Source organism: Yersinia sp. Marseille-Q5920, assembly GCF_946902935.1.
Lineage (GTDB): Bacteria > Pseudomonadota > Gammaproteobacteria > Enterobacterales > Enterobacteriaceae > Yersinia > Yersinia rochesterensis.
The window spans coordinates 290,059-312,041 of record NZ_CAMPQA010000002.1; the positions used below are offsets into that span (position 1 = coordinate 290,059).

A 21,983-nucleotide genomic window follows, 5' to 3' on the forward strand; every position below is an offset into this window, starting at 1 on the left:
AAATTACAGCAATCGGACGTTCGAGGTTTACCGTCTGTTTGTCAGACTTTGATTGGGTAGGTCAATTTAGGTAAAACAGACAGATGCCCCATACCCGCAGTTGAGTAAATTAGTTTCAAGAAGCGTAAATTCTTAATCAATATATTTGATTACTCAGCTCAGTATTTTGGCATTTCATTTAAACAACCATGCGGTATCATGCACTCCATCGCCAGACAATGATTGTCTAACCAATGATTTAAATAATAATTTATTATTTAAATGGTAAATAAGTAACTGGAGTATTACATGAAAAATATTAAATATATCATCCCTGCATTGGCCCTTTCTTTCGCATCCTTTGCCAGTGTTGCTGCAACACAAGTCCAGCATGCTCCCTCAACTGGATTGAATCAGATTGGCACCATCTCAGCCAGTAATGCCGGTACTTTGACTGAATTAGAGAATACACTGACGAAAAAAGCAGATGAAGCCGGTGCAACCTCATATTTGATCACCTCTGCGACCGGCAATAACAAACTGCACGGCACCGCGGTCATTTACCGCTAAGTTGCCCCGACCCTCAAGTTAAGTCTGTGTCGTAGCAACCAAAGAACACTAAAGTGCTCTTTGGTTGCTTTTCCAATGTGAATTTTTTGTGACAATTGTGTTATCCCCTAGACAGTTCTGCGTTCCTCGCTTAGCTTGGTATTTTCCCTTAAGTTGAAGGTTATATGATGAGCGAAATATCTACCTTAACCATTAAAATCCCTCTGGAATTAAAAGAAAAAATCAAAGCCGCCGCCTTAGAAAAGCAATTCTCTCTCAGCACTGAAGTCTGCGAAAGATTAGAACAAAGTTTTGAGCTTGAGGTTAAAAGTAGCAAAAGCAGCCGTAAAGAAGCCAAGTTGCATCACAGCGAGATTGATAATCAAGGTGTGGAAGAAATGTCAGAACAGCCATTGAGTCAGAAAGAATTGAAGAAATTGCGCCAATTGCTGAAAGATGGCGTTAAAGCGCCGCAGAAGAAAAAGTAAGCCATTATTATTGTCATACACGACCTATTCATCGGGTGATTCAATTCACCCGATACTTATAGCTAATCCAAATTATAGCCATCTCACTTATTGCCCATCTAGCCCTCTGATGGGCTTAATCGATGCCCAGGCACGGCAAGATGGACAATGCCAGTAAAGCGAATGTGCGGTAAAACCACATTTGTGGCAGCGATAACGCGGTTTGGTGCGGATTTGCTCACCGACCATATCACGCAACAACAGCAAGCTCTCTTTTGCTCGCCCGTCTTCAGCATCGGCCAAGTGATAATCCATTAAACGATAGAAAACTCGCATGGTTGGATGGCGCTGTAACTGGCGATTAATATAGGTTTGCGCTACATCCCGGCCTTCATGCTGCTCAAGAATTTCGGCCAACATTAACTCAGCCATCGCGCCGGTATTATCTTCAACACAGCGTTTAAGAAAATTAGCCCATGCTTCGGGTTGCTGTAAGTGCTGATAACATTCACTCAGCATCTGCAATGCTTCGCTGACCACTTCTTTGTCTTGATCTAACACGCGCTCCAGCGCCTCGACGGCTTTTGCGTATTCACCTTTGGCCAAATAGACCCGGCCTTGCATGATGGACACTCTGGCGCACTGTTTATCGGCTGAAGCCGCTTTTTTCAACAGGCTCATCGCCTTATCAAGGTCATCACTGCCCATGGCTTGCAGCGCTAACTCACAATAAAAATGCGCAATTTCCAACCGCTGATTATCTTTGCCCATCTTGACCAGCTTTTCTGCCACTTCAATGGCATTGTTCCAATCACTGGTGGCCTGATAGATAACTAATAACTGCTGTAATGCACCTAGGCGAAAATCTTTCTCTTCAACCAATTGGTTGAACATATCTTCCGCTCTGTCATATAGCCCCGCCGCCATGTAATCGCGCCCCAACTGCTGGACCGCCAACAAGCGCTGTTCAAATGTCAGGGAAGCGCTTTCCATCAAGGCCTGATGGATGCGGATAGCGCGGTCAACTTCACCACGAGAACGGAACAGATTGCCTAACGTCAGATGCGCTTCAACTGTTGAACTGTCTTCTTTCAGCATTTCAAGAAACAGATCAACCGCTTTGTCTTGCTGGTTTGAGAGAAGGAAGTTAACCCCGGCCACATATTCACGAGACAGGCGGTTAGCATCCTGCTGCCTATCCTGCTGAGCACTTCTTCGCCCCATATACCAACCATAGGCGGCAGCGACCGGTAACAGCAGAAACAGCATTTCTAACATAGAAAATTATTCCTTGCTGACAGCAGGTATAGATGCCGTCGCGCTGGGTTCAATCGGTAGCTCTTGCTGCGATTCAAGACGTTTGATTTTCCGCTCGGCGCGGCCCAGTAAAATCCGAACTCGCAGATAAAAAAGCCCGCAAATAATCCATCCCAACACCAGACCCGCAGCAAAAAGCGCCGCTAATAAGGTCGATACACGATATTCGCCCTGAGCCAATAAATAATTGAAGGTAACGACCTGATCGTTATTTGCCCCTAACGTGATCGATATCACAAAAACCACGAGTACTAATAAAAAAATCAGCAAATATTTCACGTTTTTTCCTAAAGGCCGAATCAACCTGATGAATTATGCCAAAAATGTGGCGTCCTTACTCAATAAATTAGCACTTCCATACCCAGCAAAGAAACCCTGCACCAAGATAAAGCGCTGAACCTATGCTTAATAGAGATTATTTTAAGCAATTTAGTTGAGAATCCTGAACGGTGAAAAATCATTAATCGCTTAATTTTCCCCGTGCTCGCGCTTTTCTATTTCCTGTTGTTCTTGCGGTGGAATATATATTAAGTGGCCCGAACCACCGCTGCACCAGACTACAGACAATAGCAACCAATAGACCGCTGATAAGGGTGGCCGCCATCAAATCGCCGGGCCAATGCATCCCTAAGGCCAAGCGGCTCATCATCACACCCTGCGCCCAAAGCATCAGTAAAATAACCGTTTTGTAATGTCGACGTGGCCATAACAGCCCAACCGCCAATAATGCCCAACTGGCAGCAAAAACAGTATGTCCGGAAGGAAAAGCAAAACCGGTTTCAAATTGCCAGTGGCTGCTTAACCACGCTGGAATGATGGATTGGTCCTGCAATTGCTGCTTAACCAACTCGCTGCGCTCGGTACGGGATAAAGAATAGAAAAAGCGGTTATCAATATGATATTCAGCTTCAAGCCACACCACAAAGGGCCGCGGCTCCTGCACATTTTCTTTAATCAGCGATTTCAAACCCTGCCCCAACACAATGACCACGCCCAGTAGCGCTAATAGCCCGATAGCCGGTTTGAGCCGAAAACGCAGGCACCACAAAAACCAACCACTAAGGATAATACTGGTGATGATGCCCCACGGCGCGGTCACTGTCTCTGTCACCCAAAAAAGCGCTTTTAACGCACTTTCACTGCCACCTGGCTGCCACTGCCAACCAGAGAACCAAATGACAAAAGTTGGCAACAGTAAAATAACTGCTCCCACGGTAATTCGTTTTGTTATATTCCACATCTGTTGCCCTTCTTTCTGGCAAAACCCACAACACATTACCCGTGGTGATGGCACGTTTTATATAAATGCTATACCCAATAGATTTCGAGTTGCAGGTAGGCGGCAACAAAATGAACCCAAGGAGTTGAGATAACTCAATGACTTGGGTGAGTGATGACAGCCAACACCCCTGCATTTTGAAAGGTAACGGGTATATATCTATATAATATAAGTCTCTCTAACCATTGATAACATACAAAATTTTTTTGTCACTAGCGAAATAAATCTCAAACAGACATTCATGCTGGCCTTATTGCTGCTTTGTTGAACAGCAGGTCATCAAAAGTTATGGCAATATAGCTAATAATGATCGCAGAAAATTTTTTATTTAACCTTTATATCGCAACATACCGAGGTATAAGGTTAAAACAGGCATTCACGGTAGGGTGTGCGACAACCTTTCTAAGGGTATGAAGTTATAATATGAACAATAAGATGCAGCTAAAACGTGTAGCAGAAGCTAAATTACCGACTCCTTGGGGTGATTTTCTGATGGTCGGTTTTGAAGAATTAGCCACTGGTCATGACCATCTGGCATTAATCTTTGGCGATATCAGCGGTGATGAGCCGGTGCTCTCGCGTGTTCATTCTGAATGTCTGACGGGTGATGCCCTGTTTAGCCTGCGTTGTGATTGTGGTTTCCAGTTAGAAGCTGCATTGGCACATATTGCCGAAGAGGGCCGTGGTGTGCTGATTTATCATCGTCAGGAAGGTCGTAATATTGGTTTGCTGAATAAAATTCGAGCCTATGCCTTACAGGACTTGGGGGCCGATACCGTTGAAGCCAATCATCAACTGGGTTTTGCTGCCGACGAGCGCGATTTCACACTGTGTTCTGATATGTACAAGTTATTGGACATTAAAGCTGTACGTTTGCTGACCAATAACCCGAAGAAAGTTGAAATTCTCTCCGAAGCGGGGATCAATATCGTCGAGCGCGTCCCTCTGATTGTCGGGCAAAATCCTAAGAATGAACACTATATGGCAACAAAAGCGGCTAAAATGGGCCATTTGTTGACCAAATAATCACCTTGGATTCTCACTGCTTATATACGTTTTTTGGCTAACACAAGCTATAAGGGTGGTCTCGCAACCACCCTTTTTAATGATTTAATTTAATAGTGACACCGTCACATAAACATCAATCTATTACAGCATTTTGCGGATCACATAATGCAAAATGCCGCCATTTTCGAAATAAACCAATTCATTGCCAGTATCTATGCGGCAGCGAGTATCAATCTTTTGTTGCCGCCCGTCAGCATAGGTGAGTGTTACAGGAACAATTTGCCCCGGAGCTAAGCCTTGTAACCCACTGACACTAATAGATTCATCGCCCGTCAGGCCCAATGTTTTGCGGTCTACACCAGCAGGGAACTCCAGCGGCAGAATGCCCATCCCGATTAAATTAGAGCGGTGAATACGTTCGAAAGACTCCGCAATCACCACCCTAATCCCCAGCAAACGCGGCCCTTTAGCAGCCCAGTCGCGGCTTGAACCTGAGCCATATTCCTTACCGGCAATCACCGCTAATGGCACATTTTCCTGCTGGTAACGCATAGCCGCATCATAGATAGCCATTTGATTTTGCGATGGAATATGGCGAGTAATTCCCCCCTCAACACCGGGCACCATTTCATTACGGATACGGATATTGGCAAAGGTTCCGCGCATCATCACTTCATGGTTACCCCGGCGCGAGCCGTAGGAGTTGAATTCTTTAATTTCAACCCCGCGATCACGCAAATAACGTCCTGCTGGGCTGTCCAGCTTGATATTACCGGCGGGTGAAATGTGGTCGGTAGTGACTGAATCGGCCAAAATTGCCAAAATACGGGCGTTATGGATATCCTGAACGGGTTCTGGTAAGGCTTTCATATCACTGAAGAAAGGCGGCAAACGAATATAGGTAGAATCACTCTGCCAATCATAGGTGGGCGTACTATCAACTTGAATCGCCTGCCACTCTTCATCGCCATCAAACACCGCAGAATACTCCTTGCGGAACATATCGGTTTTAACCTCTTCAACGGCTTTGGCGATTTCAAGGCCGGTCGGCCAAATATCTTTTAAGTAGACCGGATGACCCTCGGGATCGTGGCCCAACGCATCTTGCGTCAAATTGACATTCATATTCCCCGCCAGAGCATAGGCGACCACCAGCGGCGGCGAGGCCAACCAGTTGGTTTTTACCAAAGGATGAATGCGTCCCTCAAAATTGCGGTTGCCAGAAAGCACCGCCCCGACGGTTAAATCCCCTTCTTTGATGGCATTTTCTATTGGTTCTGGCAATGGGCCGGAGTTACCTATACATGTGGTGCAGCCGTAACCCACCAGGTTGAAACCCAAATGATCCAGATAAGAGGTTAAACCCGCCGCTTTCAGGTATTCGGTCACCACTTTGGAGCCAGGAGCCAGGGAGGTCTTCACCCATGGCTGAGTTTTAAGCCCCTTTTCTGCGGCTTTCTTGGCGAGTAATCCCGCCGCCATCAGTACACTGGGGTTCGAGGTATTGGTGCATGAGGTAATGGCCGCGATGACCACCGCGCCCTGTTGCAACTCGTGGGTTTTGCCCTCCAGAGTGAAGGAAACGCCGCTGACTTTGTCTTTTTTACTGTTAACTTCCAACTCTTCAAACGCGTTAAACGCCAATGGCACTTTCGCTAATGCGACTCGGTCTTGCGGGCGTTTCGGCCCAGCCAGACTGGATTCCACCGAGCTCAAATCCAATGATAATTGGCTGGTAAATACCGGGGCATCCCCCGGGTGACGCCATAATCCTTGCGCTTTGCTGTAGCTTTCCACCAGCACGATTTGCTCGTCGCTACGGCCACTTAAGCGCATATAGCCCAGAGTGACTTCATCGACCGGGAAGAAACCGCAAGTCGCGCCATATTCCGGCGCCATATTAGCAATGGTCGCGCGATCCGCTAACGGCAAATCCGCCAAACCATCACCGTAAAACTCAACAAATTTACCGACCACACCGTGTTTTCTCAGCATTTGAGTCACGGTCAATACCAAGTCAGTGGCGGTAATTCCTTCGCGCATTTTGCCGGTCATTTTGAAACCGACCACATCGGGGATAAGCATAGATACCGGCTGCCCCAGCATCGCCGCTTCGGCCTCAATGCCGCCAACCCCCCAACCTAGAATCCCCAAGCCGTTAATCATGGTGGTGTGCGAGTCGGTTCCGACTAAGGTATCGGGATAAGCAATCTGCTTGCCGCCCTGCTCTTCATGCCAGACGGTTTGCCCCAGATACTCCAGATTGACCTGATGGCAAATCCCGGTGCCCGGCGGCACCACGCGGAAGCGACTAAAGGCTTTTTGCCCCCAACGCAGGAAAGTATAGCGTTCGTGGTTACGCTCCATTTCTAAGCGGACGTTTTCACCAAACGCGGCTTTATCGCCAAACTCATCGACAGTCACCGAGTGGTCGATAACCAGATCAACCGGCGACAGTGGGTTAACCTGCGCCACATTACCGCCGAGGCGCTGCACCGCCTCGCGCATTGCGGCCAAATCCACCACCGCCGGCACGCCGGTAAAATCTTGCATTAAGACACGAGCGGGCCGGTAAGCGATTTCTTTCTCGGCATGCCCAGTGTGTTGCCAGGCCACAATGGCTTTAAGGTCATCGACCTGAACCTGCTCACCATCCAGATGGCGCAGCAAGTTTTCTAGCAACACTTTCAGTGATTTAGGTAATTGGTCGATATCCCCCAGCACTGCCGCCAATTGCGGCAGGCTGTAATAGTGATATTCGTGATTGAGGGCGACCAATTTGGCCATACTCGTTTTTCGCAAATCTAACGACATAGCGCCTCCATTGTTTCTTATAGTGTTCTAAACAACATTCATCATACCAAGGCAATTCCCTTGAAATTATGAGGTCTAGAATCAATATAACACAAAGAAACATTAACATTTTGGCAACAATGGCGATTAATTGAAGCGATAGGTGTAAACAGTGATATAGCGTTTAAATTGTAACAATATAATAAATATTGAGTCTCTACTAATTATATGTATTAGACCAAAATGTCGTTATCGTGGTTTATATAACATCCCAAAAGTTATCCTTTATTAATTCATGTAGACAATCTAACTTTTTATCATTATCAGTTAACTCTGTACACTCTGTATAGTCGTCCCATTCTTGTTCTAGTTCAGACTCCCTTTTTAATATTAAGTAGCTCAACTGATAGTCAGTCATATCCATCGATGGTGCAGTATTATCCACAGCATAAGAAGCAGGGAAAAACAATTCTTTCAACCAATCCAAAATCTTTGTTTTTAGATTTCTAAAATCCAAACTGTTTTTTAATTCATCGGAGTGCTGTGAGTTAAATTTAAAATAAACTCGGGATTTTTTTTCATCCAATTGGAAGTCTTTACCTAAAAAAAACTGACAACTTAATGTAAATGAATTGTTTATGCCCTCGTCATAAGGGACTTCGTAAAGTATTTCAATCTCGCCGTCATGATTAGTCTTAAATATCATTGGAGTATTACTATTACAATACAAATTAGGGAACATTATATCACGATGGTTTAATGTGACATCTACCATTGTATATTTACTTATTAACTTCAGTAAAGCAGCTCTCCTTTCACTTTCTTTTTCATCATTTTCTTCTGCTAAGAGGTTTTCATTTACCAGCTTATTTAGTACTCCACTGTAATTATCGGTGCCTCCTATACAGTCCTCACCAACAAAAAAGTTCTGTTTTTCAAATGGGGAATTTTGACACTCCAACGATGAAAATGCATTAATTAAACCTAAAGATTTTATTGAGTAAGATATTCTATCCATTTATCCCTCTTGACTATGCTTATATAAAACCAAGATTGTAGATCAATAAAGTATCAACCTATTTTTAAATTATCTTTTGAATTTATACTTATAATTCCCATTATTGAAATAACCTCTTACTCTTTCAACTAAGGTTATAAACTATATTTTCAGGCAATTTAATTTGAATGTCATACTGCTTTTTTATACAGTCATAAATAATATGTTGTGTTGCTAAAACACAACATCAGGTACACCCTACACACAAAATGAGATCAATTAATGTCCAGAAATAAAAAGAAAACATCAGCATCGGTCGCGGCGCAGGCGGCAAGAATACTAAAAGACCCGAATGCTTCCGCGCTCGAAAAGAGTCTGGCGGGTTCGGCACTCTCTCAGACCAATACTGATAATCAGACCGGCGTTTATATGGAAGATGTCGCGGCACAAGTTCTGGCAAACCCCGAGTCCAGTGAAAAAGCCAAGACACTCGCGGGCTCTGTACTCGCACAAGCCAATAAGAAACGCTAATCATGCAAAAAGCCCCTTTGCAGGGGCTTTTTAAATCGATGCTAGCATTACTTCGTCGGCAGCTTAATGTCCTTGAACATCGCCTCAATGTCTTCATTCGAGCGCAGCGCAACCGCTTTATCCACCACATCTCGCGTTAAATGAGGGGCAAAACGTAAAATAAAGTCATACATATAACTGCGCAGGAAGGTACTGCGGCGGAAACCAATCTTAGTGGTGCTGTAGGTAAAAATATCTCGCGCATCGACAGTGACCAGATCAGGGTCTTGGATCGGGTCAACGGCCATGCTAGCGATAACCCCCACACCCAGCCCTAATCTCACGTAAGTTTTAATGACATCTGCATCTGTCGCGGTAAAGACAATACGCGGGGTCAGGCCTGCGCGGTTAAACGCGGTATCCAGTTCAGAGCGCCCAGTGAAACCAAAGGTATAGGTCACAATCGGATAGGCGGCCAGCTCTTCAATGCTAACGTGGGATTTACCGGCTAATGGATGATCGGGCTTCACCACCACCGCACGGTTCCAGTGGTAGCACGGCAACATAATCAGGTCATCATATAAATGCAGCGCTTCCGTCGCAATCGCAAAGTCGGCGCTGCCTTTCGAAACCGCTTCTGCTATTTGTGTTGGTGACCCTTGATGCATATGCAACGACACGCGCGGATAGCGCTCAATAAAACCTTTGATGACATTCGGTAACGCGTAGCGCGCTTGCGTGTGGGTGGTCGCGACATACAAAGAGCCTTTATCCGGATAAGTATGTTCACCGGCGACAGCTTTAATGGCATCAACTTTTGAGAGAACTTCACGGGCAATACGGATAATTTCCAGCCCTGCGGGGGTTACCTGTGTGAGATGTTTACCGCTGCGGGCAAAAATCTGGATACCCAGCTCATCTTCCAACATTCTAACCTGCTTACTGATCCCAGGTTGCGAGGTGTACAGGCCTTCTGCGGTGGATGATACGTTAAGGTTATGATTTACCACCTCAACAATATAACGGAGCTGCTGCAATTTCATATCTATACCATCCTAGGTTAAACACTGCGGGAGGCCCACAGTTTGGTATATCGGTATCACCCGGTATGCCGAGAAGTTATCAACTGAAACCCATAACTGCATGATGCCAAAGTGGTCAGTATTGACCTTATAATAACATTAGGTGATAAAAAACTATTTTATATAACTACTATATCATTTCATCAGCCCCTGTATACACCCATGTTATGTCGTCTGTCTCCCGACTTAACCCGCGGTTTTAACTCGCGCGCATACCCATGCTATTAATGATTTAGTGATAAATATTAGCTCAAAATAATCGGCGTTTTGCCCAACACAGACAGCCGTTAACAATTTATAACTTCAACGGTTTAACCAAGACTATAAAACACTTGAATAGATTAGCCCAATAAAAAAACCAGCCATTTAGGCTGGTTTTTACATATACGACTCAGTATTTCACATCACAGAAGTTTTGGCTTTTCAGTAAAAAAGTATCCACTAAGCCGCATTCAGATGGATGTCAAAACACCTATTTCTTAGTTTCAACCCATTTACCATCAATATAGAAAGCCGACCAACCGGTCGCTTTCCCCTCTTTCTCAGAGGAAACATATTGTTGCTTAGTCTTGCGGCTAAAGCGAACCAGGGTCTTATTACCTTCATTATCCGCCACTGGCGCGTCAGCCAGATAACGCAATTTTTCCGGTAAACGATCTTTAAAGCGAACCAATTCTTCTACCAACGGCGCACGGGTTTCGCGCGATTTAGGGAAAGTATTGGCAGCCAGGAAGACACCTGCCGCACCATCACGTAACACGAAATAAGCATCTGACTTTTCGCATGGCAGTTCAGGCAAAGGTACCGGATCTTCTTTCGGCGGCGCGACTTCACCACTGCGCAAGATTTTGCGCGTATTTTTACACTCATCATTGGTGCAGCCCATGTACTTACCAAAACGCCCCATTTTCAGATGCATTTCAGAACCACATTTTTCGCACTCAACAATCGGGCCTTCATAGCCTTTAATGCGGAACTCACCTTCTTCTATCTCATAACCATCACATGCTGGGTTATTACCACAAACATGCAATTTACGCTGGTTATCAATCAGATAGCTATCCATGGCGGTGCCACATTTCTGACAACGACGTTTGGCGCGTAATGCGTTGGTTTCCGCATCATCACCTTCCAGAATATTAAGAACTTCAGCTTCCGGCACCAGATTGATGGTGGTTTTGCAGCGCTCTTTCGGCGGTAATGCATAACCAGAGCACCCGAGGAACACCCCCGTGCTGGCAGTGCGAATCCCCATCTGACGGCCACAAGTTGGGCAATCAATGCTGGTCATCACCATTTGATTCGGGCGCATACCGCCCTCTTCAGGATCTTTTTCAGCCTTTTCAAGTTGCTCACTGAATTCGGCAAAGAAGCCATCCAATACCGCTTTCCACTCAGCCTGATTATTGGCAACCTGATCCAGGCCACTTTCCATACGTGCGGTAAAATCGTAATTCATCAACTCGCGGAAGTTTTCTTCCAGACGATCAGTCACGATTTCGCCCATTTTCTCGGCATAGAAACGGCGGTTTTCTACCCGGACATAACCACGGTCTTGAATGGTCGAAATAATCGACGCATAAGTAGATGGGCGGCCAATACCCCGTTTTTCCAGCTCTTTTACCAATGATGCTTCGCTGTAACGCGCCGGTGGTTTGGTGAAGTGCTGGCTTGGGATCAGTTTTTGTAAATCCAGTTCACTACCTACTTCAATGACGGGCAAAGTTCTGTCTTCATCACCTTTGCGCAAGGCTGGCATCACCTTAGTCCAACCATCAAAGCGTAAAGTTCGGCCTTTGGCGCGCAGTTGGAAATCACCCGCCTGTACCGTCAAGGTAGTAGAGTCATACTTGGCCGGTGTCATCTGGCAGGCCACAAACTGACGCCAAATCAGCTGATACAGCTTCTGGGCGTCGGCTTCCATATCTTTTAACTGCTCAGCCAGCACATTCACATCAGAAGGACGAATAGCTTCATGCGCTTCTTGTGAATTCTCTTTGCTGCTGTATTGATTCGGTGCAGATGGCAAATATTTATCGCCAAAGTTATCACCGATATAACCGCGCACCATGGTCAGAGCATCCTGACTTAAGTTGGTGGAGTCAGTACGCATATAGGTAATATGGCCCGCTTCATACAAGCGCTGCGCCATCATCATGGTTTTCTTCACACCAAAGCTCAGGCGGGTACTGGCGGCCTGCTGCAAGGTAGAAGTAATGAACGGCGCACCCGGCTTGCTGCTGGTGGGTTTATCTTCACGATCCAACACCTTATAGCGCGCGTTTTCCAGCAATTTAAGCGCAGCGTGGGTCTGCTCACGGTTTACCGGTTTAAAGGGTTTATTGTGAGCATGGGTGACTTCCATTTGAATAGGAACTTCACCTTTCGCCAGTAAATCGGCATGCAATTCCCAGTATTCTTCAGGGACGAATGCTTTAATATCCCGCTCGCGTTCAACCACCAAACGCACTGCGACCGACTGCACTCGCCCGGCTGACAGACCACGGGCAATCTTTTTCCACAACAGTGGAGAAACCATATAACCCACAACCCGGTCCATAAAGCGACGGGCTTGCTGGGCATTCACCCGGTTGATATTCAATTCACCCGGTTGATTAAACGCCTGTTGGATAGCATTTTTTGTGATTTCGTTAAACACCACACGGCTGAAGCGCGCATCATCACCCCCAATCACTTCCCGCAAATGCCAGGCAATGGCCTCTCCTTCGCGGTCAAGGTCGGTTGCGAGATAGATGTGGTCGGCGTTTTCAGCTAATGCTTTAAGCTCGGCAACCACTTTTTCTTTGCCGGGCAAAATTTCATACTGCGCTTTCCAGCCATGATAAGGATCGACGCCCATGCGGTTAACTAATGCAACCTTTTCGTCTTTCTTTACTTTAGTTTTGGGCTTGTCGGCTTTCTTGGCTTTATCTTCAGTTGAGTTAGCGCTCTTTTTACTGGCTGAGCCACTGGTCGGCAAATCACGAATGTGACCGACACTGGACTTAACCACGTAGTTATTCCCTAAGTATTTATTAATAGTTTTGGCTTTTGCCGGGGACTCAACTATTACGAGAGCTTTACCCATAATTACCTTTACCTAAATTATTTCTTCTAAAAGAAGGTTTTTATCTTGCCGTACCGCGGCATTCTGAATCTCTTTTTTATATTGCGGTACTTTTTCAGGAGATCAACCTGTTTTTTTGATCGGAGCCATAAAAGCGCTTTCCGAAGCTCAGTTGACGATCTGTCAAAATCTTTGTCTGCGCCCAGTGTAACAGCAGTGAATTCTGCCCCATGGCGTCAACAAAACCTTCCACCTAATAGTATAAAATCCCACACTGTACCTGATAAAAAGCGACACGCAACCTAATTAGCTCGGAATCTGAATTTATCCAATTGTGATGACAAACCTGCCAACAGTTCAAATAAACCTTAGTTGGTTTGCGGACAAACGCTAACCCGCAGTACAATAGTAAGAGAAATCACCTTGTGGTGAGGAAATATAATTGTATTGAGGAAATATGATGTTCGGAAACACAACACCGATTGAACGTAATAAATTATTGGCAGAAGCTAATGAGATTATTCGTCAACATGAAGATTACCTGCATGGAATGAAAGCCACTGAGGTTGAACAAAAAGGGCCTGTTTTGGTATTTCGCGGGGAGTTCTTTCTCGATGAACAGGGCTTACCTACAGCCAAAACAACCGCCGTATTTAATATGTTTAAACATCTCGCGCACGTGTTGTCTGCTAAATATCATTTAATCGACTAATGGCAGATTATTCTCTTTTTATTACGTTCTTTTTTAGCGATTGCGCAAAAAACAACAGGGGCTTTCCCCCTGTTGTTTTCATATCAGATTCGCTTTATCTCCGCTTATAGCAGGGGTTTTTCACCGCGCTGCCACCAACGTAATAATAGACGATCAGCACTTTCTGCGGCGCTACCGGTAAAGCGATCCATTAAGCGTTTACGGCGTGAATAACGCACACCAATAACTTCATGATTATCCATTTCAGCAATCAGTAAATCATCGCTGGTACCAATGGCATCAACCAGCCCTTTTTCTTTGGCTTGGGTACCAAACCAATGTTCACCAGTAGCAACTGCATCAATATCTAAAGAAGGCCGTTGTTGCTGGACGAACTGCTTAAAGAGCAAGTGTGTTTCATTCAGATCTTCACGAAACTTTTCGCGCCCCTGCTCAGTATTTTCCCCGAATAATGTCAAGGTTCGCTTAAATTCACCGGCAGTATGCAGCTCAACATCAATATCATTCTTTTTGAGTAAACGATGGAAGTTGGGTATTTGGGCGACGACACCAATAGAGCCAATAATGGCGAACGGCGCGCTAATGATACGGTCAGCAACACAGGCCATCATATATCCGCCACTGGCGGCAACTTTATCGACGGCAACCGTCAGACGAATGCCTTTGTGACGCAGACGCTCTAATTGCGATGCCGCCAAGCCATAGCCGTGTACCACGCCACCTGGGCTTTCCAGCCTGAGCAACACTTCATCCTTGTCTGTCGCCACGGCTAACACCGCAGAAATTTCTTCGCGTAATGAAGTCACTTCGTGAGCGTCAATGCTCCCTTTGAAGTCAATGACATACAGGCAAGGTTTCACCGCAGCCACCGCGCCCGATTTGGCGCGTTGTTTTTTGAGTTTTTGATCAGATTTTTGCTGCTTTTTAAATTCTTTGACCCAGGTTTTTTGCTCAACATGACTCATGCGGGCCAACCGCATTTCACGTTGCATTTCCTTATATTGCTCCCCCAAATCAACCAGATTAAGTTCTCCCCGTTGCCCTTGTTTCCTTATTCCCTGACTGACAACCAACAAGACTACTGCGCCAATCGCGACCACGATGGTCACCACTTTAGCGAGAAACAACCCGTACAGAGAAAATAACTCCACAAATACCGCCTTTATTCATCTGCAATTTCTGCAATTAAAGAGATACCTGCATTCTAGCGAACCCTTAAGCCGCCGTCTTGCGCAAATGAAAAATTGCATTGGTTTCGCTTAAATATAAGAATGTAAGAGATATCGCGGCCTATAAAAGCCCAATTTCTGCCGTCCGTAAAAGGAATAATTATGCATTACCAACCCAAACATGACCTGCTCGATAATCGCACTATCTTAGTCACGGGTGCAGGTGATGGTATTGGTCGCGAAGCGGCTCTAACTTATGCACGCTTTGGCGCTCGCTTGATTCTTGTCGGCCGAACCCTACACAAACTGGTTGCTGTACAGCAGCAAATTGTAGAGGCAGGCGGCCAATTGCCCACTGTTTGGGCGCTGGATTTACTGCATGCAACTGTGTCAGATTGCCAACAATTGGCGGATGCGCTCAGCCATCAGATTCCGCATCTGGACGGTGTATTGCACAATGCCGGTTTATTAGGTGAGATAGCCCCGATGGCGGAGCAAAGTATCACCGTCTGGCAAGAGGTTATGCAAGTGAATGTCAATGCAACACTTATGCTCACTCAAGCACTTTTGCCATTGCTACTGAAGTCACCCAGTGCCTCTTTGGTTTTCACCAGTTCCAGTGTTGGTCGTCAGGGCCGAGCAGGATGGGGAGCTTATGCCGTGTCAAAGTTTGCCACTGAAGGCATGATGCAAGTGCTTTCAGAAGAATATAAACAGGGTAACTTGAGAGTTAATTGTATTAATCCAGGGGGGACGCGCACTCAGATGCGGGCCAACGCCTTCCCGGATGAAGATGCCAGTAAGTTAAAAACACCGGCGGAGATTATGCCACTGTATCTCTACCTGATGGGCGACGATAGCCGCAGAAAGACCGGTATCAGCTTCGATGCACAACCCGGCCGTAAACCCGGCCCCGCAGAATAAAGGAATGTTTCATGTCTGAAGAACGCCACCAGCAACGCCAACAAAAAATAAAAGAAAAGGTTGAGTCACGGGTTGCAGCAGCGCAAGAAATCCGCGGCATCTTGATTGTTTTTACCGGCAATGGCAAAGGTAAGACCACCGCCGCCTTTGGTACCGTAACCCGTGCTGTTGGTCATGGTTTGAAAGCGGGTGTGATACAGTTTATTAAAGGTGAATGGCCGAACGGCGAGAAAAATCTACTGCAACAACATGGTGTTGAGTTTCAGGTGATGGCTACTGGGTTTACCTGGAATACGCAAAATAGAGAAACAGATACCGCAGCTTGTCAGGAGGCCTGGCAACACGCGCGGCGGATGTTAGCGGATCCGACGTTGGATTTAGTGGTGTTGGATGAACTGACTTATATGGTCGCTTATGATTACTTATCACTGGATGAAGTCGTTGATGCGCTGAAGCAACGCCCTGCCCATCAAACAGTGATTATTACTGGCCGTGGTTGCCATCGAGATCTATTGGAAATGGCTGATACCGTCAGTGAATTACGCCCGGTTAAACATGCTTTTGATGCCGGTATTAAAGCTCAAATGGGTATTGACTGGTAATTGTCAGCAATCATTCAAATCAATCAAATGCCGCAGACAGAATATCTGCGGCATTTTAGCTTTATAGTGATATCCAAACCTGACTAACCCATATTGACTGGCTTAGTTTTTCTCATTATTTCTCTAGTGGGATCATAGGGATATTGGGTGGAGTTAGTGTCCCAAGAGCCGGAGTTAGCCCTCCCATCCCCGGAACCACTTGACTCGATGGCTGACCTTTATCCTGTGTACCGCCAAAGTAGCAGATTGACTTCCATGGCTCTGAAAGTGGGCTACAGGTCTTTTCGCAATTATCGCCGTAATGAGAATGAGGGCCGCCGCAAGCATAAGTCACAGAGGAAAATCCGGTGCCGACAACAAATAAAATAGCTGCGCTGGTAGTTAACAGAGATTTTTTCATGTTAATGCTCCTTAGATTTTGAATTCGATGGGGGATTCCCCAAGAGCAATGTAGGCACACAGAATATCTTGAGACCAGTGCTATTCAACCTTGGTTGATGGCGTGTATATGCTGTAAAACCATTTATTATAGGTATTTTATGCTTTCGAAAGAAACGAAGTAAGTTTCTTATACTATAGGAAAGAAAAAGGAATAGCTGAGAAAGGGGTAAAGCAATGCTTACAATGAATAATTGGGAAGGAAATGATTCCTTCCCATAGATAACTTATCCGCGCTTGTTAGACCCACGACGCCCGGTAGCGGCTGCTGGAGCTGCGTTACCTGCATTTTGGCGGGTAGAACTTTTACGCGCTGAGCCTTGACGACCGGCAACCTGACGGCCTGCGACTTCGGTATGGCGTTTAACTGCACGACGAATTTGATTCGCTTTAACCCGACGACGGTCTTTCTCAACTGGCAATTTACTGACAGTTTCAGAGTCCAGCTCCACCAACTCACGTAGGTAGTTAGTGGCTTTCAAATCCAATTCAGTCCAACCGCCACGAGGCAGGCCTTTGGGCAGATTGATATCACCATAACGTACACGGATCAGGCGGCTAACTTGTACACCGACAGCTTCCCACAAGCGGCGAACTTCGCGGTTGCGCCCTTCGGTCAAAGTGACGTTATACCACTGATTAATCCCCTCTCCGCCTTGGAAACTAATGGTGCGGAATGCCGCTGGGCCATCTTCCAATTGAACACCACGGCTAAGTTGCTTGATTTTTTCGTCATCGATTTGACCAAACACGCGCACCGCATATTCGCGTTCAACTTCACGGCTGGGATGCATCAAGCGGTTGGCCAGCTCACCATCAGTGGTAAACAGCAATAAACCGGAGGTATTAACGTCCAAACGCCCTACCGCAACCCAACGCGAACCGCGCAGTTTAGGCAGACGATCAAATACCGTTGGGCGGCCTTCAGGGTCATTACGAGTACAGAGTTCACCTTCCGGCTTGTAATACGCCAGAACACGGCACACAGCCTCTTCAGATTCTGTAATAGGAAGAAGATGACCATCCAGGCGAATTTTTGTGGCCTGTGTGACTTCAACGCGATCACCCAACTTTGATATTTTACCATCAACGCTGACGCGGCCCTGTTGAATAATTGTTTCGATTTCCCGACGTGAGCCATGACCGGCCCGTGCCAAGATTTTCTGTAATTTTTCACCTACAACTTTTGTTTTTTCACCCACAACCTTGTCATCCTGCGGTTTAGGGCTGGATAACTTTACGTTGGGTAACTTTTGGTCTTTTGACTTCTCGCTCATTGAGCAACCTCTAATGTCGCCTTCACAGGCGTCGTGTTATATATTGTAATCAATAAGTTAAGCTCACAATCAAGCAGAACTCATTGATTGTAATACATTTTGGAACACAGCATGCCGTCGTGACCGTCACACAGACGCCTCTACACGCTGGTTCGTGACCGCACATATTACACTAATTTCACAGTCAGGGATTCAAAAAGTATCCGTGTACCGGAAATGACGTTTCCGGGTTATAGCGGTAAACGTGAAGGCAGGATATAAAAGAGACTTTTCCAATGATGCGACTTTTTCAGTATTTCCCTGACCGGCAGTGATTGACTGTATGTCTTATTTCAGTTGTCACACATAAAACATGATTTCAGTTTTTAATTGCCTGATTCATCATTATCCCTTACCTTTTTGAGCTTATTGCCAAATTGATATTGGCAAATGGATGAATAAGGGATGATATGGCAGCAGGATACTGGATAGTTAAAGGTGACAAGACCAGTTGTGGCGGGATAGTTCATGAGGGGATAGCGGAGAGGACATTTGCCAATAATCCGGTCGCGGTGAATGGCAGTAAAGTTTCGTGCGGGAAACACCCCGGCAGCTACAGCGTGGGTGGCGGGCATCCGGGCGAGATAGTGCATGGGCATTACGTCGCCAGCACGCTATATAGCCGCTCAACCTGTCCGTGCAAAGCATTTTTCATTCCGTCACAAACCTGGGCATCTCATGGCCCTTATCAGGGGGGGCAACCACAGGCCGCCTCTTCCCGCACAGCGGCAAATTCGCCAGTTACTGAGCCACAGCAATATGCCCAGTCAGCTAAAAGAGCCAGTGCGCCGCCCTATCTCACGGGTGAAAAACCACCTTCTGAGTTTGTGCCGGATTATCCAGTGTTACGGAATACCCGTACTCTACCAGATGACGCTTTACGCGCAATGTTGGCACGAACCCATCAAGATGTGATGCTACTGACACTCTCTGAGAGTTTGGAAGTACTCCAATCATGGGGTTGGAAAGACACCAAAACTGCTTGGGTGGAAACCACACAGTCCGGTGCCGGGCAAGTGATGGTTAATTACGGTGTAAACGGAAAGGATGTTGTCACCACCTCGATGATTATTGCTCGATTAGGTGACTTCGGTATTAGGGCTACGGTCTACGTTAATCATAAAGGTACTGAGTTAATAAAACTGACGGGCTATGCTGGGGTTAGAAAAGTATTAACCGCGCCTGTATTTGCGTTAAAGAATCCGAAAGTGGTTGATTTAGGTATCGGTAAATATGGGCTGAGAAATTCAATTGTTAGTGGTGCCCGATTAACATTTTATGTGGCAGCAGCTTACCGAACTGTTGATTTTATATTGAATGACGCTACCTCACTGTCTGAGTTTATCGGTTCCTTAGCAACCGATGTAGTGAAAATAGGTGTGGCGGCGGCTATTAGTTGGGGTGTTGGGACTATAGCTCTAGGGGTTGTTTCTACCGTTGCGGTTCCTTTGGTTGTCGTTGTTGTCGCCGGGTTGGTTTCTGCAATTGGTTTAAACCATTTAGATGATAAATTTGGTGTTACAGATAAAGTTGTTAAGTGCATTGAAGGTGCACAGCAAGAATTTGTAGAAAAAGCTCGCGAGGTGGAACAAGGGATTTGGGATTTGGGGGCTATGTATGCAGATAAGATGCTTGATAAAGGAAAAGAAGTTATTGAGTATGAAGTCAGAAACTATATCAAGGAAGTATTGAGTAACTTTAATACTAGGTGGTTTTAATGTACGAACTCACATTAAAAAGAAGAGTATCTATGTTTTTTGGTGTGTTATTTTTAGTTATACCGTTAAGCGCTGGAGGTATATATCTGACTTTAGATGCCATAAATGAGTATTTATCTTTTCCTGATGTTATTGTTTTTTCATCTTTTATCATATACGGAATTACGTGTTTTCTTATATTGCTCCCACTTACCTTTCTTTCTGTTCCGCCTATTTTTTTAGGGCGCCAAGCCTCCAACTCTGTCCAAAAGACAGTTTCTAAATTCATTATCGTCTGTTTCCTTACGTCTATTGTTTTTCAGATAGGGTTCAGGTTTTATTTTATAAATGAATTTGAAAAAAGAGGATATATAGCTTGTCGGGGTATTCCATCAGGCTGGATGCCGGGAATGGCAACTAAGTATGTCACGAGTGAGGCGCTGTGCTTGAAAAAGCCCAATTGAAACGCTCTTCTCTCAGATAATCTCTTAAGCACTCAACGATAGCCACTGCTACTCACAGTGGCTTTTCGATAGTTATTCAGTGCTGTTTAGCTGCTCTCATGTCTGTAGTAAAATAGTAATAATCTATTTTTATAGTCTAGTTCATCAGAATATTACGCTGTCGCGTATTGTGGCTCAGCGCTGATATTCTCCAGTAATTGCGAGACAATTCCTGAGTTCATCAGCATCGGTTGTAATGTGGGGATGCCTAATTTGCCCAGAGCACTGCGCTTATGATAGCTGATAGTTTTATTACTTAATTGCAAGTGATCTGCAATAGCATTGTTTGATTTACCTTGCAGTAATAAAGCCAGCACTGTTCGTTCGCGCTTCGATAATACACAGGGCGGTTTCCCACTCAGCACCATTGAGCTTGAAAATACCCGGTTTAGTTGAGTGATAAATTGACTAACAGACTCATTTTGCGCAATAACAGCACAGACTTGGGAAACACCGGAAAAAAACTGCCTCACGAGAGAAACACAAAACTCCTCGGCGATAATAATCACACGACAGTTTGGGCGGTGTATTCGTAACCAGTCGACAACCAGACTAAGACTATCGCCAGAGGTATAATCCTCTCCTCGTAAACTCAGAATAGCTAAATGAGTTTCCGGGAACTTCACCAGATTATCATAGCAATCACTAAGAGAATTGACACTGGCTACGATATTGACCGATTCACTCATTAATAATTTTTTCAAAATACGTTCCAGGCTAAATCGGGTAAAAGAACAAGGGTGTTGAACGATTGCAAGCTTATCTTCCATAGCGCTTATCTCCTTTAATAACACATGTAAATCGAGTTTTTGTTTAGCTAAATTCTTTTAATTTCTTGAAAAATACATCTATAAAAAACATGGCGATTATTGCAGAAAAAAATGATAACCATAGAGAGAGAGCAATCAGAGAATCGTAGGTATCCTCCGATACATTCGCACCCAAATAAATTGAATGTATGTAACTCATTATATCAGGGAATGTTTCAACAATAAGTAAACTAAAAAGGCAGAATAACCAAACAAACCAGAATAAAGATAAAGAAAATGAAACAAATTTACTCATGAGATTAATTCCAATACACTTTTATTTTCCATTGGGTCACCTACAAAATATATTCTGTGTTCACAGGCAGCCCACCCTGAGGAAAACAGCAATAACCCGATATCACTGCATCAATAGCGCCATCGAAATTAATGACTTCATCCCTTTTGTGTACATAGCCACGAACGCCTATTTCAAGGCATTTTTTCAGGTAAAAAATTGACATTAAAGAAGTATAGATAAGGACTTTAGACTCAGGGGAGACAATCATTAATTTATGAATAAGATTAAGCTGGATACTTTTATACCCGACAAAATCCACTACAATTAAATTTGGCTTGTAAGTATTAGCCATTTTTATTGATTCAAGTTCTCCACCAGTTTCATAAACCCTGCCCCCTTTATATTCTATAATCCCTCTCACTACAGAGCGAATTAATGGGTATTGATCAATAATTAACGCTGAAATTTCCCCTGCCATAAGAACCTCATCCGTAAAATTAATTTAAATCCGTTGATTGGGCAGAATG

Annotated in this window: 20 protein-coding genes and 1 pseudogene; 8 read left to right on the forward strand and 13 right to left on the reverse strand. The window is 45.1% G+C overall.

Annotated elements, in window-relative coordinates:
• Positions 1-288 precede the first annotated feature (288 nt).
• Both bhsA and OVO64_RS04000 read left to right on the forward strand, forming a co-directional pair.
• A complete protein-coding gene (gene bhsA, locus OVO64_RS03995; RefSeq protein WP_038633051.1) occupies positions 289-549 on the forward strand; it encodes a multiple stress resistance protein BhsA in 261 nt (86 codons plus the stop codon).
• 167 nt (positions 550-716) lie between these two features.
• Positions 717-1,016 carry a hypothetical protein gene (locus tag OVO64_RS04000; protein ID WP_038633054.1) on the forward strand — a complete coding sequence of 100 codons (300 nt, stop codon included), beginning with the start codon at positions 717-719 and terminating at the stop codon, positions 1,014-1,016.
• An 87-nt stretch (positions 1,017-1,103) separates the two neighbouring features.
• Here the strand turns inward: OVO64_RS04000 and lapB are convergent, their stop codons facing one another.
• The 3 genes and pseudogenes from lapB to pgpB all read right to left on the reverse strand — a co-directional run bounded on the left by lapB (position 1,104) and on the right by pgpB (position 3,552).
• A complete protein-coding gene (gene lapB, locus OVO64_RS04005; RefSeq protein ID WP_038633056.1) occupies positions 1,104-2,273 on the reverse strand; it encodes a lipopolysaccharide assembly protein LapB in 1,170 nt (389 codons plus the stop codon).
• A 6-nt stretch (positions 2,274-2,279) separates the two neighbouring features.
• Complete coding sequence (locus OVO64_RS04010; RefSeq protein WP_038633058.1) at positions 2,280-2,591, reverse strand: LapA family protein; 312 nt, start codon at positions 2,589-2,591, stop codon at positions 2,280-2,282.
• 189 nt (positions 2,592-2,780) lie between these two features.
• Positions 2,781-3,552, reverse strand: a pseudogene (gene pgpB, locus OVO64_RS04015) (phosphatidylglycerophosphatase B).
• A 474-nt stretch (positions 3,553-4,026) separates the two neighbouring features.
• Between pgpB and ribA the strand changes: the two are divergent.
• Positions 4,027-4,617, forward strand: coding sequence for a GTP cyclohydrolase II (ribA, locus tag OVO64_RS04020; RefSeq protein WP_038639534.1), 591 nt, complete (start codon positions 4,027-4,029; stop codon positions 4,615-4,617).
• 123 nt (positions 4,618-4,740) lie between these two features.
• Here the strand turns inward: ribA and acnA are convergent, their stop codons facing one another.
• Positions 4,741-7,413, reverse strand: a complete 2,673-nt coding sequence (gene acnA, locus OVO64_RS04025; protein ID WP_267248633.1) for an aconitate hydratase AcnA — start codon at positions 7,411-7,413, stop codon at positions 4,741-4,743.
• Positions 7,414-7,651: 238 nt separating this feature from the next.
• A complete protein-coding gene (locus tag OVO64_RS04030) occupies positions 7,652-8,410 on the reverse strand; it encodes a hypothetical protein (protein ID WP_145586945.1) in 759 nt (252 codons plus the stop codon).
• A gap of 261 nt (positions 8,411-8,671) precedes the next feature.
• Here OVO64_RS04030 and OVO64_RS04035 point away from each other — a divergent pair, with 261 nt between their 5' ends.
• Positions 8,672-8,920, forward strand: coding sequence for a hypothetical protein (locus OVO64_RS04035; protein ID WP_004390852.1), 249 nt, complete (start codon positions 8,672-8,674; stop codon positions 8,918-8,920).
• Between the two features lie 47 nt (positions 8,921-8,967).
• Here OVO64_RS04035 and cysB read toward each other — a convergent pair whose 3' ends face one another.
• The gene (gene cysB / locus OVO64_RS04040) at positions 8,968-9,942 is read right to left on the reverse strand and encodes an HTH-type transcriptional regulator CysB (RefSeq protein WP_004876199.1); all 975 of its coding nucleotides are present in this window, start codon (positions 9,940-9,942) and stop codon (positions 8,968-8,970) included.
• A gap of 511 nt (positions 9,943-10,453) precedes the next feature.
• A complete protein-coding gene (gene topA / locus OVO64_RS04045; RefSeq protein ID WP_038633076.1) occupies positions 10,454-13,069 on the reverse strand; it encodes a type I DNA topoisomerase in 2,616 nt (871 codons plus the stop codon).
• A 439-nt stretch (positions 13,070-13,508) separates the two neighbouring features.
• On the opposite strand from topA, the gene OVO64_RS04050 reads away from it, so the two are divergent.
• Complete coding sequence (locus OVO64_RS04050) at positions 13,509-13,760, forward strand: YciN family protein (protein ID WP_038633080.1); 252 nt, start codon at positions 13,509-13,511, stop codon at positions 13,758-13,760.
• A gap of 104 nt (positions 13,761-13,864) precedes the next feature.
• On the opposite strand, the gene sohB is transcribed toward OVO64_RS04050, so the two are convergent.
• A complete protein-coding gene (sohB, locus tag OVO64_RS04055) occupies positions 13,865-14,911 on the reverse strand; it encodes a protease SohB (RefSeq protein ID WP_038633083.1) in 1,047 nt (348 codons plus the stop codon).
• A gap of 180 nt (positions 14,912-15,091) precedes the next feature.
• Between sohB and OVO64_RS04060 the strand changes: the two genes are divergently transcribed.
• Positions 15,092-15,853 (forward strand): YciK family oxidoreductase, encoded by a 762-nt coding sequence (locus tag OVO64_RS04060; RefSeq protein WP_145586949.1) that lies wholly within the window; start codon positions 15,092-15,094, stop codon positions 15,851-15,853.
• Between the two features lie 11 nt (positions 15,854-15,864).
• Positions 15,865-16,455, forward strand: coding sequence for a cob(I)yrinic acid a,c-diamide adenosyltransferase (gene cobO, locus OVO64_RS04065; RefSeq protein ID WP_038633089.1), 591 nt, complete (start codon positions 15,865-15,867; stop codon positions 16,453-16,455).
• A gap of 115 nt (positions 16,456-16,570) precedes the next feature.
• Here cobO and OVO64_RS04070 read toward each other — a convergent pair whose 3' ends face one another.
• Positions 16,571-16,855 carry a hypothetical protein gene (locus OVO64_RS04070; RefSeq protein ID WP_038633092.1) on the reverse strand — a complete coding sequence of 95 codons (285 nt, stop codon included), beginning with the start codon at positions 16,853-16,855 and terminating at the stop codon, positions 16,571-16,573.
• A 265-nt stretch (positions 16,856-17,120) separates the two neighbouring features.
• Positions 17,121-18,170, reverse strand: a complete 1,050-nt coding sequence (rluB, locus tag OVO64_RS04075) for a 23S rRNA pseudouridine(2605) synthase RluB (RefSeq protein ID WP_145509898.1) — start codon at positions 18,168-18,170, stop codon at positions 17,121-17,123.
• Positions 18,171-18,619: 449 nt separating this feature from the next.
• Here rluB and OVO64_RS04080 point away from each other — a divergent pair, with 449 nt between their 5' ends.
• The gene (locus OVO64_RS04080; RefSeq protein WP_120011253.1) at positions 18,620-19,927 is read left to right on the forward strand and encodes a PAAR domain-containing protein; all 1,308 of its coding nucleotides are present in this window, start codon (positions 18,620-18,622) and stop codon (positions 19,925-19,927) included.
• On the opposite strand, the gene OVO64_RS04085 is transcribed toward OVO64_RS04080, so the two are convergent.
• The 3 genes from OVO64_RS04085 to OVO64_RS04095 all read right to left on the reverse strand — a co-directional run bounded on the left by OVO64_RS04085 (position 19,914) and on the right by OVO64_RS04095 (position 21,934).
• Entirely contained in the window at positions 19,914-20,195 is a 282-nt protein-coding gene (locus OVO64_RS04085; protein ID WP_050291740.1) for a hypothetical protein, read from the reverse strand. The genes OVO64_RS04080 and OVO64_RS04085 overlap by 14 nt on opposite strands.
• A 327-nt stretch (positions 20,196-20,522) precedes the next feature.
• Positions 20,523-21,179 carry a helix-turn-helix transcriptional regulator gene (locus OVO64_RS04090; RefSeq protein ID WP_050291741.1) on the reverse strand — a complete coding sequence of 219 codons (657 nt, stop codon included), beginning with the start codon at positions 21,177-21,179 and terminating at the stop codon, positions 20,523-20,525.
• A 335-nt stretch (positions 21,180-21,514) separates the two neighbouring features.
• Positions 21,515-21,934 carry a response regulator gene (locus OVO64_RS04095; RefSeq protein ID WP_072089122.1) on the reverse strand — a complete coding sequence of 140 codons (420 nt, stop codon included), beginning with the start codon at positions 21,932-21,934 and terminating at the stop codon, positions 21,515-21,517.
• Positions 21,935-21,983 lie beyond the last annotated feature (49 nt).

What these genes read in the sequence shown, in the direction of transcription:
- topA (WP_038633076.1), bottom strand. Translation starts at nt 13,069, where the DNA reads ATGGGTAAAGCTCTCGTAATAGTTGAGTCCCCGGCAAAAGCCAAAACT.
- bhsA (WP_038633051.1), top strand. Translation starts at nt 289, where the DNA reads ATGAAAAATATTAAATATATCATCCCTGCATTGGCCCTTTCTTTCGCA.
- OVO64_RS04095 (WP_072089122.1), bottom strand. Translation starts at nt 21,934, where the DNA reads ATGGCAGGGGAAATTTCAGCGTTAATTATTGATCAATACCCATTAATT.
- OVO64_RS04050 (WP_038633080.1), top strand. Translation starts at nt 13,509, where the DNA reads ATGTTCGGAAACACAACACCGATTGAACGTAATAAATTATTGGCAGAA.
- acnA (WP_267248633.1), bottom strand. Translation starts at nt 7,413, where the DNA reads ATGTCGTTAGATTTGCGAAAAACGAGTATGGCCAAATTGGTCGCCCTC.
- ribA (WP_038639534.1), top strand. Translation starts at nt 4,027, where the DNA reads ATGCAGCTAAAACGTGTAGCAGAAGCTAAATTACCGACTCCTTGGGGT.
- lapB (WP_038633056.1), bottom strand. Translation starts at nt 2,273, where the DNA reads ATGTTAGAAATGCTGTTTCTGCTGTTACCGGTCGCTGCCGCCTATGGT.
- OVO64_RS04085 (WP_050291740.1), bottom strand. Translation starts at nt 20,195, where the DNA reads ATGAATTTAGAAACTGTCTTTTGGACAGAGTTGGAGGCTTGGCGCCCT.
- cobO (WP_038633089.1), top strand. Translation starts at nt 15,865, where the DNA reads ATGTCTGAAGAACGCCACCAGCAACGCCAACAAAAAATAAAAGAAAAG.
- OVO64_RS04000 (WP_038633054.1), top strand. Translation starts at nt 717, where the DNA reads ATGAGCGAAATATCTACCTTAACCATTAAAATCCCTCTGGAATTAAAA.
- OVO64_RS04080 (WP_120011253.1), top strand. Translation starts at nt 18,620, where the DNA reads ATGGCAGCAGGATACTGGATAGTTAAAGGTGACAAGACCAGTTGTGGC.
- OVO64_RS04060 (WP_145586949.1), top strand. Translation starts at nt 15,092, where the DNA reads ATGCATTACCAACCCAAACATGACCTGCTCGATAATCGCACTATCTTA.
- OVO64_RS04090 (WP_050291741.1), bottom strand. Translation starts at nt 21,179, where the DNA reads ATGGAAGATAAGCTTGCAATCGTTCAACACCCTTGTTCTTTTACCCGA.
- OVO64_RS04035 (WP_004390852.1), top strand. Translation starts at nt 8,672, where the DNA reads ATGTCCAGAAATAAAAAGAAAACATCAGCATCGGTCGCGGCGCAGGCG.
- rluB (WP_145509898.1), bottom strand. Translation starts at nt 18,170, where the DNA reads ATGAGCGAGAAGTCAAAAGACCAAAAGTTACCCAACGTAAAGTTATCC.
- OVO64_RS04070 (WP_038633092.1), bottom strand. Translation starts at nt 16,855, where the DNA reads ATGAAAAAATCTCTGTTAACTACCAGCGCAGCTATTTTATTTGTTGTC.
- cysB (WP_004876199.1), bottom strand. Translation starts at nt 9,942, where the DNA reads ATGAAATTGCAGCAGCTCCGTTATATTGTTGAGGTGGTAAATCATAAC.
- OVO64_RS04030 (WP_145586945.1), bottom strand. Translation starts at nt 8,410, where the DNA reads ATGGATAGAATATCTTACTCAATAAAATCTTTAGGTTTAATTAATGCA.